General features: G+C 71.4%; 11 protein-coding genes, 1 pseudogene and 1 riboswitch. Of the genes and pseudogenes, 6 read left to right on the forward strand and 6 right to left on the reverse strand.

What is annotated here, in order from left to right:
• Positions 1-54: 54 nt before the first annotated feature.
• The 3 genes from KME77_RS07230 to KME77_RS07240 form a co-directional block, all read right to left on the reverse strand.
• Positions 55-330, reverse strand: a complete 276-nt coding sequence (locus KME77_RS07230; RefSeq protein WP_219463204.1) for a MoaD/ThiS family protein — start codon at positions 328-330, stop codon at positions 55-57.
• Positions 331-353: 23 nt separating this feature from the next.
• Positions 354-1,586: a threonine synthase gene (gene thrC / locus KME77_RS07235; protein WP_219463206.1), complete on the reverse strand. Its 1,233-nt coding sequence runs from the start codon at positions 1,584-1,586 to the stop codon at positions 354-356.
• Between the two features lie 13 nt (positions 1,587-1,599).
• A riboswitch (SAM riboswitch) is annotated at positions 1,600-1,741 on the reverse strand.
• 80 nt (positions 1,742-1,821) lie between these two features.
• A complete protein-coding gene (locus KME77_RS07240; protein ID WP_219463208.1) occupies positions 1,822-2,376 on the reverse strand; it encodes an RNA polymerase sigma factor in 555 nt (184 codons plus the stop codon).
• 30 nt (positions 2,377-2,406) lie between these two features.
• On the opposite strand from KME77_RS07240, the gene KME77_RS07245 reads away from it, so the two are divergent.
• A complete protein-coding gene (locus KME77_RS07245; RefSeq protein ID WP_219463211.1) occupies positions 2,407-3,834 on the forward strand; it encodes an alpha,alpha-trehalose-phosphate synthase (UDP-forming) in 1,428 nt (475 codons plus the stop codon).
• Positions 3,831-4,976 (forward strand): MFS transporter, encoded by a 1,146-nt coding sequence (locus KME77_RS07250; RefSeq protein WP_219463213.1) that lies wholly within the window; start codon positions 3,831-3,833, stop codon positions 4,974-4,976. The genes KME77_RS07245 and KME77_RS07250 overlap by 4 nt, the downstream gene beginning before the upstream one ends.
• Here the strand turns inward: KME77_RS07250 and KME77_RS07255 are convergent.
• From KME77_RS07255 to KME77_RS07265, 3 genes are read right to left on the reverse strand one after another with little or no spacing between them, the layout of a single operon-like run.
• Positions 4,954-5,553 (reverse strand): hypothetical protein, encoded by a 600-nt coding sequence (locus tag KME77_RS07255; RefSeq protein ID WP_219463215.1) that lies wholly within the window; start codon positions 5,551-5,553, stop codon positions 4,954-4,956. The two genes, KME77_RS07250 and KME77_RS07255, sit on opposite strands and share 23 nt — an antisense overlap.
• A gap of 56 nt (positions 5,554-5,609) precedes the next feature.
• On the reverse strand, positions 5,610-6,380 hold the full coding sequence (gene otsB / locus KME77_RS07260; RefSeq protein ID WP_246609350.1) for a trehalose-phosphatase: 771 nt from the start codon (positions 6,378-6,380) through the stop codon (positions 5,610-5,612).
• Positions 6,381-6,419: 39 nt separating this feature from the next.
• Entirely contained in the window at positions 6,420-6,734 is a 315-nt protein-coding gene (locus KME77_RS07265; RefSeq protein ID WP_219463226.1) for a DUF3263 domain-containing protein, read from the reverse strand.
• Between the two features lie 117 nt (positions 6,735-6,851).
• Between KME77_RS07265 and KME77_RS07270 the strand changes: the two genes are divergently transcribed.
• The 4 genes and pseudogenes from KME77_RS07270 to KME77_RS07285 all read left to right on the forward strand — a co-directional run.
• Entirely contained in the window at positions 6,852-7,658 is an 807-nt protein-coding gene (locus KME77_RS07270) for an SAM hydrolase/SAM-dependent halogenase family protein (protein WP_219463228.1), read from the forward strand.
• A gap of 361 nt (positions 7,659-8,019) precedes the next feature.
• A complete protein-coding gene (locus KME77_RS07275; RefSeq protein WP_219463230.1) occupies positions 8,020-8,535 on the forward strand; it encodes a SigE family RNA polymerase sigma factor in 516 nt (171 codons plus the stop codon).
• Positions 8,535-9,578, forward strand: coding sequence for a hypothetical protein (locus tag KME77_RS07280; RefSeq protein WP_219463232.1), 1,044 nt, complete (start codon positions 8,535-8,537; stop codon positions 9,576-9,578). Before KME77_RS07275 ends, KME77_RS07280 begins: the two co-directional genes overlap by 1 nt.
• 483 nt (positions 9,579-10,061) lie before the next feature.
• A pseudogene (locus tag KME77_RS07285) lies at positions 10,062-10,740 on the forward strand (hypothetical protein); the annotation flags it as partial.

The raw sequence follows: 10,740 nt of genomic DNA on the forward strand, positions 1-10,740 counted from the left end.
GGGAAAAGCAGAAGGCGCTCCCTCTCGGGAGCGCCTTCTTGAGTAAGCGAACCGTCACCCTCCGGCGACTGCCGGGATGATGGAGATCTGGGTGCCTGCGGGGGCCTCCGTGTCCAGGCCGTCGGCAAATCGGACATCCTCATCGCCCACGTAAACGTTGACGAAACGACGAATCTTGCCCGATTCATCCAGAATTCTCGCGCCGATCCCGGGATAGTCGGAGTCGAGCTTGGCCAGCACGTCACGGAGAGTCGCGCCCTCCCCACTCACCTCCGCGTTGCCTCCGGTGTAGGTGCGCAGAATGGTGGGGATCCGTACAGAAACGCTCACGATAAAGTCGCCTTTCCTGGTTGTCAGACAGCCGCGCGGAACGCGTCGAGGTCGGGCCGGATCACGGCCGTGGGCTTGGCGTCGTCGGCGACCGCGTCGAGCGTCTTGAGCCCGTCGCCGGTGTTGAGCACCACGGTCTCCGCCTCCGGGTCGAGCTGCCCGGTCTCGACGAGCTTCTTCAGCACGCCCACGGTGACCCCTCCGGCCGTCTCCGCGAAGACGCCCTCGGTGGCGGCCAGCAGCTTGATGGCGGCGACGATCTCGGCGTCCGTGACGTCCTCCACCGCCCCTCCGGTGCGGCGCGCGATGTCGAGCACGTACGGCCCGTCGGCGGGGTTGCCGATGGCCAGCGACTTGGCGATGGTGTCGGGCTTGACCGGCTGGACCACGTCGTGCCCGGCCTTGAACGCGGCCGACACGGGCGAGCACCCGGCCGCCTGCGCCCCGAAGATCTTGTACGGCGTGTCCTCGACCAGCCCCAGCGAGACCAGCTCCTTGAAGCCCTTGTCGATCTTCGTGAGCTGCGAGCCGGAGGCGATGGGGATGACGATCTGCTCGGGCAGCCGCCAGCCGAGCTGCTCGGCGATCTCGTAGGCGAGCGTCTTGGAGCCCTCGCCGTAGTAGGGCCGCAGGTTGACGTTGACGAAGCCCCACTTGTCGCCCAGCGGGTCGCCGATGAGCTCGGAGCAGAACCGGTTGACCTCGTCGTAGGAGCCCTCCAGCGCGATCAGCCTGCCGCCGAACACGCGGGCCATGGCGATCTTGGCCTGCTCCAGCCCGGCGGGGATGAACACGCACGCGTCGAACCCGGCCCTGGCGGCGGCGGCCGTGACGGCGCCGGCGAGGTTGCCCGTGGACGAGCAGGACAGCGTGTGGAAGCCGAAGTTGCGGGCCGCCTCGACGGCGATGGCCACCACCCGGTCCTTGAAGGAGTGGGTGGGGTTGCCCGAGTCGTCCTTGACGTACAGGGACCTGACGCCCAGCGCCCGGCCGAGGTTGCCGGCCTTGACGAGCCTGGTCCAGCCGGGGTTCATGTTCGGCTTGGAGATCACGTCGGCCGGGACCGGCAGCAGCGAGCGGTAGCGCCAGATGTTGGCCGGCCCGGACTCGATGTCGGCCCTGGTGACGTCGCCGAAGGAGTAGGCCGCCTCGAGCGGCCCGAAACACTCCAGACAGGCGAAGCTGGGACCCAGGTCGTAGCGGGTGCCGCACTCGCGGCAGGAGAGAGCGACGGCGGGACCGAAGTCGTGCGACATGAAGCGAGGCCTTCCCTCATCTTCGCCCGCGGCCACCTTGACCGCAGACCGGAATTGGCACCTTGTCCCGGTCGGCCTCGCCAGGTAGCGAGTCTGAATCCGGGAGGGTTGCCGGGGCTTCGCAGGGCCGGTCCCTCCACCCCTCTGGATGAGCAATATGAAGTTGTGTGATTGAAACTCTACCTGGCCGAACGCGTACGCCAACCAGCCGTCTCACAGTCTGGGACGGACGGTCTCAGCGGTAGTCCTCGCCGAGCACCCCCTGCACGTACTTGCGCGCCTGGTGGATGCGCGACTTGGCGGTGCCGAGCGGGATCTTGAGCTGCTCGGCGACCTCGTTGTAGTCGAGCTGCACGATGTCGCGCAGCACCAGGGCCTGCGCCAGGTCGGGCTTGTCGGCCTCCAGCGCCTCCATCGCGTCGAGCAGGTCGAGCCGCGAGCCGGCGATCACGCTGACCCGCCGCGCGTCGGGCTTCTGCATCGGCAGCTCGTCGGAGCTCTGCTCGGCCGCCCGCCGCTTCAGCGACCGGTAGGTCGTGCGGGCGCAGTTGGCCGTCACGATGTGCAGCCAGGTGCTGAACCTGGCCCGGCCCTCGAAGCGGCCGATGTTGCGCGCGACGGCGAGCAACGTGTCCTGGGAGGCCTCCTCCGCGTCCTGGTGATAGGGCAGGATCCGGGCGCAGTGCCGCATCACGTCTGGCTCGATCCTCCTCAGGAGCTCGCCGAGTGCGCGATGATCTCCGGCAGCGGCGGAGCGGGCCAGTTCCTCGGTTAGCTCATCAAGCGCCATAGCTGGGATCCTATGGTCGGAGGAAACTTTATGAACAGCGTCCTGGTCGCCTCGAACAGAGGGCCCGTGTCGTTCACCGTGTCCGACGACGGCGTGCTGACGATGAAGCGCGGCGGCGGCGGCCTGGTCTCCGGGCTGTCCGGGGTCGTGCGCGACGACGGTGTCCTGTGGGTCTGCGCCGCCCTGTCCGACGGCGACCGCAGCGCTGTGCGGCAGGCGCCGGGCGGCCGGCTCGACCACGCCGGCTACGACACGGGCGCGCTGCGCATGCTCGACATCCCGGTCGCCACCTTCCATCGCGCCTACAACGCCGTGGCCAACTCCACGTTGTGGTTCGTCAACCACCTGCTGTACGACATCCCCAACTCCCCGTTGTTCGGCACGAAGTTCCAGCGCGAGTGGGAGTCCTACCGCGACTACAACGGCGCGTTCGCGCTGGCCCTGGCCGAGGAGGCCGGGCACGACGCCCGCGTGATGGTCCAGGACTACCATCTGACGCTGACCCCGGCGATGCTCCGGGCCGAGCGGCCCGACCTGCGCATCGCCCACTTCAGCCACACACCCTGGGCGCCGCCCGAATACTTCTCGCTGCTGCCCGACGACGTCGCCCGCGAGGTGCTGGAGGGCATCCTGGGGGCCGACCACGCCGGGTTCCTCACCGAGCGCTGGGCGGCGGCGTTCATGGACTGCTGCAGGGCCCTGCTGGGCGCGGAGATCGACCGTGCCGCCCGTACGGTCGCCCACGAGGGGCGCGTCACCCGCATCGGCGTGCACGGCCTCGGCGTGGACGGGCAGGCGCTCTGGGAGCGGGCGCACGAGCCCGACGTCGAGTCCAACATGGTCGCGCTCAGGGAGCAGGTCGGCGACCGCTGCCTGATCGTCCGCATCGACCGCACCGAGCTGTCCAAGAACATCGTGCGCGGCCTGCTGGCCTACCGCGAGTTCCTGGCCGCCCACCCCGAGTGGCACGGCCGCGTGGTGCACCTGGCCTTCGCCTACCCCAGCCGCCACGACCTGCCCGAGTACCGCGAGTACACCGCCTCGGTGCAGCGCTGCGCCCAGGAGATCGAGGACGAGTTCGGCACCGAGGACTGGGACCCGCTGATCCTCAACGTCAACGACGACTACCCGCGCTCGCTGGCCGCCTACCGGCTGGCCGACGTGCTGCTGGTCAACCCGATCCGCGACGGCATGAACCTGGTCGCCAAGGAGGGCCCCGTCCTGTCGCCGCGCGCCGCCCTGGTGCTCTCCCGCGAGGCGGGCGCCGCCGCCGAGCTGGGCGCCCACGCGCTCGTGGTCAACCCGTACGACGTGACCGGCACCGCGAACGCCCTGCACGAGGCCCTGGTCATGCCGGAGGACGAGCGGGCGAGCCGCCGCGAGCGCCTGGAGGCCGCGGCGACCGCGATGCCGCCGCAGAAGTGGTTCGCCGCCCAGCTCGACGCGCTGGCCCTGTGACCGTCCCCCTGGTCAGGGACCGGCCGACCTGGCTGATCTACCTGCAACTCGGCACGTTCGCCACCTTCGTGTACGGCCTGAGCGCCGCCGTCCCGCTCCTGCGCATCGACCAGGGAACCTCCGGCACCGTGGCGGGCCTGCACGGCACCGCGATGGCCGCGGGCACGATCGCCGCCGGCCTCTGCCTCACCCTGCTCACCAGGCGCTACGGCAGGCGGGCCACCGCCTGGGCCGGCCTGGCCGGGATGAACGCGGGCGTGCTCATGGTCGCCGCCTCCTCCGCGTTACCCGTGACGCTGCTCGGCTACGCCGTGGCCGGTGCCTTCGGCTCGATGGCCCTCTACACCGCCATGGCCGCGCTCAGCGAGCACCACGGCCCGGCGGGCGCGGCCGCGCTCAGCGAGGCCAACGCCGTCGGCGTGGTGATCGGCGCGGCGGCGACGTTCCTGCTCAGCGGCGTCGCGCAGACGGCGCTGGGCTGGCGGGCCGCGCTGCTGATCACCCCCGCGCTCACCCTGGTGCTGGCGGTGGCGATGGGCCGCGTCTGGCCCCCCGGCCGGGAGGTCACGCTCGCCGCCACCGGCGAGGGGGCGGCGCCCGGGTGGCGCTTCCACGTGGCGGGCGTGGTGCTGGCCTGCTGCGTGGCGATGGAGTTCACGATCAACCTGTGGGCGGCCGACCTGCTCGCCACCCGCACCGGGATGGGCGCCGGAGCCGCGGCCACGGCGCTGACCGCGTACACGGTGGGGCTGGGTCTGGGCAGGTTCGCGGGGGCGCAGCTCGCGCTGCGCCTGCCGCCGGCGCGGCTGTTCCTGGGCGCGCTGGCGCTCACCGCGGCGGGCTGGCTGGTGTTCTGGCTGAGCACGCTGCCCGTGCTCGCCTACACCGGCCTCGTGCTGAGCGGGCTCGGCGCGGCCCTGCACTTCCCGCTCGCGCTGGCGGGGCTGATCACGCACGCGGGCGGGCGCGAGGACCGAGCCGCCGCGGCGTCGCCGATCTGGGCCGGCTCGGCCATGGCGCTCGGCCCGCTGCTGCTCGGCGCGCTCGCCGACGGGTTCGGCACGTGGCGGGCGTTCCTGCTGGTGCCCGTCCTGATCGGCCTGGCCGTCGGCGGCGTGATCATTTCCAGTCCGCGTACTTGAGCGTGTCGCTCAGGCCCGGGGTGTTCCACTGGTCCACCACGAGGATCCTGCTCGTCGGCAGGTACCACTCGCGCTGGGTGAAGCGGGAGCGCACCTTCCCGCCCGAGAACGTGACACAGGACGACTTCCAGGCGTTGTAGGCGGCCTTGTGGCCCTTCCCTACCTGGCGCAGGCCCCGCGTGACCTTCGGGCCGACGTACTCGCCCAGCCTGCGGTCGGACGGGCAGGGCTGCACGTCGCTCGCCGTGTAGAACGGCCGCTTGCCGGTGTACGGGCCGAAGCCCTCCGCGCCGATCTTGATGTACTTGGGGCCGAAGACGTAGAACGCGTCGCACTCGGACGAGCCCCAGCCCCGCGGCTTGGCGCACCTGCCGGTGACGACCTGGACGGCGTCGCTGCCGTACCTGTAGACCCTCCACTTGATGGGGATGTAGAGGGTCAGGCCGTTGCGCAGCCTGAGCTCCTGCGCGGGCGCGGCGTTCGCGGCACCCGTGGCGCTCTCGGCGCTCGCGGTCAGGGGGGCGGCGAGGAGGGTGGCCGCGGCCACGGCCGCGGCGGCGGCATATCGCTTCTGCATGCCCCGACCCTAGAAAAGGTGACTTGCAGGCCAGTCGTGAACGACTAGCACCCGCCTCATGGACGGCTGAAACCCGCCGTCAGCTCCGAGAGCAGGGCCACCACGCCGTCGGGGCCGTCCACCACGATGTCGGCCCGTTCGGCCAGCGCCGTCACCTCGGCCGAGCCGCTGCACACGCACACCCCCGGCAGCCCGGACCCGCGCACCGCCTCGAACGCCGCCAGGTCGCCGAGGTCGTCGCCCACGAACATGACCGACCTGGCCGTCCGCTCCGTCAGGAACAGGCCGAGCGCGTGCCCTTTGTCCATGCCCGGCGGCCGCAGCTCCAGCACCAGCCGGCCCGGCTCGATGACCAGCCCGTGCTCGCGCGCCACCTCCTCCAGCGGCCCGCGCAGCGCCTCCAGCGTGGCCACGGGGTCGGGGCTGCGCCTGGTGTGCACGGCCACCGCCCGGCCCTTGTCCTCGATCGTCACGCCCTCCAGCCCGAGCCGGCCCAGCAGGAGCTGCAGCTCGGCCTCGGCCCGCGGCACCCCGGGAGGCGGCGGCGGCGCGGACACCTGCCCGGCCTCCCACCGCTCGAACCCGTAATGTCCCAGGATCACCAGCCCCGGCACGTCGGCCAGCCCGGGCCCCAGCTCCAGCGCGGTGGCCACCGGCCTGCCGGTCACGATCGCCACCGCCCCGACGTGCCGCCCCAGCTCGGCCAGCACCGCCTCCGCCGCGGGATGGATCCTTGCGGCGGACGGGTCGGGCACGATCGGCGCCAGTGTGCCGTCGAAGTCCAGCCCGATCACGGCTCCGGCCGGATCCTTCAGTATCGCTTCCATTCCAGGCATGTTCTCCACGCGCCTGCCGTACCCAGGAGGTCAGGGGCGCATGCCAAGCCGCCGGGCGGCGCGGTCGCGCCGGCGGGTGGAGCGGAGCCTGCGCAGGCGCTTGACGAGCATCGGGTCCTGCTCCAGCGCCTCGGGACGGTCGATCAGCTCACCGAGAAGCTGGTAGTAACGCGTGGCGGAGAACCCGAAGGCCTCCTTGATCGCCTGCTCCTTCGCGCCCGCGTGCCGCCACCACTGGCGCTCGAAGGCGAGCAGCTCCAGGTCGCGCTCGGACAGGGCCTGCCGGGACGGTTCCTGGCCAGCACTGTCGGCAGTGTTGTCACCGTCGGCCGGCGCAGAGTCCATGGTGTCCTCCTCGGAAAAGGTGCGCGACGATCACACCGCGCGCACACGGCCCGTGCCAATCGTAATGTGCTGAGTGCGGGTGTTCACGGCGGATTGGGAGACGTACAGTCACCAAGTGTGACCTCAGTCATCACACTTCTCACCGACTACGGGCTCGAAGATGGTTATGTGGCGGCCTGTCACGGGGTGATCGCCGGGATCGCCCCCGAGGCCCGGGTGATCGACGTGTGCCACCTGGTCCCGGCCGGCGACGTACGGCGCGGGGCCGCGATCCTCGCGCAGACCATCCCGTACCTGCCGAAGGGCGTGCACATCGGCGCGGTCGACCCCGGCGCCGGCGGGGCCCGCCGGGCGATCGCCGTGGAGGCGGGCGGACGGGTGTTCATCGGCCCCGACAACGGGCTGCTGTCCTGGGCCGTGCACGCCGCCGGCGACGCCACCGCCGCGTACGAGATCCGCAACGACGACTACTTCCTGCACCCGGTCTCGCCCACCTTCCACGGCCGGGACGTGTTCGCGCCGGTGGCCGGGCGGCTGTGCGGCGGGCTGAAGCCCTCCTCGCTCGGGCCCGAGATCCCGCTGCCGCGCCTGGTCTCCCTGCCCGAGCCGACCTCGCAGCTGCGTGAGGGCTCGGTCGAGGGCGAGGTCGTGTCGGTGGACCGCTACGGCAACACCCAGCTCTCGATCGCCGCCGGCGACCTGGCCGCGCTCGGCGTGCGCGTCGGGGACACGCTGGGGGTGTGGCTGGGGCGGCGGCAGCTCGCGCTGCCGTACCGGGAGACGTTCGCGGCGGTGCCGCCGGGTGAGCTGGTGGCCTTCGCCGACTCGGCGGGGCTGATCGCGATCGCCGTCAACTCGGGCGACGCGGCCCAGCGCCTCGGCCTCCCGCCGGGCGCCCACGTCCGCCTCTCCCCGTCCCCTTAGCGCGACCCCGTCGAGGATCTTGGCCCGGAGATCGGCGGCGGAGATGCCCCGCATGTTGTGCGCATGACAACTAGCTCGTCGAGCGGATGACGTCGCTCGTGTCCATGAACGCGAGCGCCCTCATCGCCGGATCGCCGTCGCATGAGCAGCGCGTCGCCCGCCGTCTCCGCCGCGACGCAACCGGTCGGCAGATCGATCGCCTCACGGGCCGGCCCGCTTCCAGGTAGGCACGCCCGATCACTGGTCCGCGTTCCTGGCGCGGTTCTGACGATCCCAGCCCAATTCAGCAGCGGATGCGGGCAACCGTTACCAGGCTCCAGCAGGTCGTAGGGGGAGTCGGTACAACGGGAAGGCATGGCCGATGCGAGATAAAGCAGACTTCATCGCCTATGTCGAGGCGCGATCACCACGACTGTTACGAACGGCGTACCTGTTGTGCCGCGACTGGGCGCAGGCGGAGGATCTGGTGCAGACCGCGCTGGTGCGGGCATGGCGGGCGTGGGGCCGGGTGGGTGAGCACCCGGACGCCTACGTGTCCCGGATCCTGGTCAACACGCACCTGTCGTGGCGCAGCCGGTTGTGGTGGCGCGAGCTGCCCACGGACGAGCCGCCGGAAAAGGCCTCACCCGGCGACGAGATCGGCTTGTCCGACGAGCGGGCCGTTCTGTGGGCGGCGCTGGGACGTCTGCCACCACGCCAGCGGGCGGTGCTGGTGCTGCGCTTCTTCGAGGACCTGCCCGAGTCCGCCGTGGCGCAGATCCTGAACTGCTCCATCGGCACCGTCAAGAGCCAGACCAGCAAGGCGCTGGCCAAGCTGCGCATCGACCCCGACCTCCTCCCACCGGCCGCGACGTCCCCCGTGAGAAGAGAGCTGTGATGACGCCCACCATCCGGAACCTGCGTGACCTGCTGGACGACATGAGCGCCGACGCGCCGCACGAGCACCGGCGCGTGGCCCAGATCGAGCGGCGCATCCGCCGAGATGCCCGCCGCCGCCGCACCGTCCCCACGATCCTGGCCGGGGCGGTGGCACTCACCGCCATCAGCGTCCTCATCCCCGCACTGCTCACCCCCGCCTCACCCGGCAAACCCCGCCAGACGACGGCCGCGCACCAGCTCACCCCCGAACTGCCGCCACACTTCACCGCCAAGGACGGCACCCCCTACCGCCGCCTGACCACGACCACGCTCACCGCGCGATCGACGGGCCAGAAGAAGACGTCGGTGACGATCCCGGTCTCGGGCAAGCCGCTGGATGTGGCCGGGTTGTGCGACGGGGCGCCCGGCAAGACAGAAGCACCACAAATCATCGTGAACGGCGCGCTCACCAGCGCCCAGCTCGGCTGCACCAGAGGCAAGGACGTGGTCCTGGCCCCGCTGTTTCTGCCCAAAGGGGCAACGCAGGTGACGGTCACCTTCGACAGCACCCCCTGGGAGTGCGGCCGTTCGAAGAGCCGGCCCTGCTCGGGCGTCAAGTTCCTGCGGCCCGCCGACTGGACCTTGGCGGTCTACGAGTGGACACCCCCGGCCAGGCCGGTCGAACCAGAGCCGATCAAGGCCCTTCCACGGGTGCGGGGCGGCATGAGACTGATCGGAGAGGCGTCGGGAGTGTGGCCGAAGGACTCATCCTTCACGATGACGATCACGAGCCCCGGCGGCAGTATCGGCTTCGACTACCTGTGCACGGGAGACCTCGCCGCACGACTGCACATCAGCTACCGGACCGGCAAAGGCGACCTCTTCGGCGGAGGTACATGTCGTAGCCGGCCGGAGGGACTGGATCCGGACATGAGCCCGTCGGAGCTGACCGAGATCCGGGTCCCCAAGGGGCAGAAGGTCACGATCAGCGGCAAGGCGAGTATGCGGGGAGAAGGCAGGAACCGTCAGGTCCGCTATCTGATCGGGGTGTACGGGAAATAGTGCGCTGACCTGTCGGCGGGGCACTGCACCCCTCGACAGGCCGCGCCCGAGGCCGCCCGGTCTCGCCTGAAGCGCCGCGATACACGTCGACCACCAACAGGCGGCATCCCAGCACTGGGTGCGCAAGACCCGCGCCCATCGTCGAGGTCTCCGGTGATGCCGCCTGATCCACCGGGCCCTGCCGCCAGGCGCTGACCGACGCCGGGCATCGCGTCGTGGTCAAGCCCGCGCCGGCACGGCCGGCCGTGCCGGGCGGATCCGGCCTGGACGACTTCGCCATCGGCACCAGCGCCGCTCTCGTCACCCGCCCCTCAGCACCGGCGCGGCCCTGATTTCCGCATTTACCTCAACGAACGGCATTTTCGCGACATTACCCCGCGTATCGGTCTGTTTACCGAAGCGTCGGATTGCACCAGCGATCGCGTGCCAGAATGCACGGGCATCGGGCGCCCCTCCTTTGCCCGCGAGGTGCACGTGTTCCCAGTGTCTTTAGCGCTGCTGTCCCTGGTGTCAGGGGTCCTGCCGACGGCTGAGCCGCCGGTGCCGGATCGCTGGCACACGTGGCCGGTGGCCAGAGTGTTCCCGGGGTCCGTCCCCGGCACCAGCCCCTCCGGGGCCCGCGTGACGTACGTCCTGGCCGGGGTCGCCCCGGAGGCGCCGTGCCGGGTGGCCTTCCAGCCCGGGGTGCTGCGCGCGCTGCGCGGCTGCGTGACCGCGTTACGCGCCACGTACGCGGACAGCACGCAGACGTTCGTGGCGACGGTCGGCATCGCCGTCCTGCGCGCCCCGCACGCCCGCCCCCTGCTCGCCCGCCTGCGCGACACCCGGGCCGACCGCCTGCTGGCCGGGCTGCCCAGGACGGGCATCGTCCCCAGCGGGCTCCTGGCGCAGCCGGCCGCCGGGACGCCGGCACGGGTCAAGGCCGCGCCCCTGCGGGGCAGGAGGTCGCCGGGCGTCGCCCGGATGACGGGCAGACCGTGGCGGGCCTCGGCTCGCGCCCAGGTGACGTCCGTCGTGGGCCGGCCGCCGACCGTGCGTCCCGTCGCCTTCCCCGGCGGGCCCGCCGAGCGGTTCGGCGAGCCACAGTACGTCACCGGCGCGCTGGTCACCTCGGACGCGGCCGACGCCTCGTACGTCGTGGCGACGGCCGCCGGGTACACGG

Source organism: Nonomuraea rhizosphaerae (assembly GCF_019396405.1).
Classification (GTDB): Bacteria; Actinomycetota; Actinomycetes; order Streptosporangiales; family Streptosporangiaceae; genus Nonomuraea; species Nonomuraea rhizosphaerae.

Excerpts from the sequence above, each read along its gene's own strand:
- thrC (WP_219463206.1), bottom strand. The coding sequence starts at position 1,586 with ATGTCGCACGACTTCGGTCCCGCCGTCGCTCTCTCCTGCCGCGAGTGC.
- KME77_RS07240 (WP_219463208.1), bottom strand. The coding sequence starts at position 2,376 with ATGGCGCTTGATGAGCTAACCGAGGAACTGGCCCGCTCCGCCGCTGCC.
- KME77_RS07245 (WP_219463211.1), top strand. The coding sequence starts at position 2,407 with ATGAACAGCGTCCTGGTCGCCTCGAACAGAGGGCCCGTGTCGTTCACC.
- KME77_RS07255 (WP_219463215.1), bottom strand. The coding sequence starts at position 5,553 with ATGCAGAAGCGATATGCCGCCGCCGCGGCCGTGGCCGCGGCCACCCTC.
- otsB (WP_246609350.1), bottom strand. The coding sequence starts at position 6,380 with ATGGAAGCGATACTGAAGGATCCGGCCGGAGCCGTGATCGGGCTGGAC.
- KME77_RS07265 (WP_219463226.1), bottom strand. The coding sequence starts at position 6,734 with ATGGACTCTGCGCCGGCCGACGGTGACAACACTGCCGACAGTGCTGGC.
- KME77_RS07275 (WP_219463230.1), top strand. The coding sequence starts at position 8,020 with ATGCGAGATAAAGCAGACTTCATCGCCTATGTCGAGGCGCGATCACCA.
- KME77_RS07280 (WP_219463232.1), top strand. The coding sequence starts at position 8,535 with ATGACGCCCACCATCCGGAACCTGCGTGACCTGCTGGACGACATGAGC.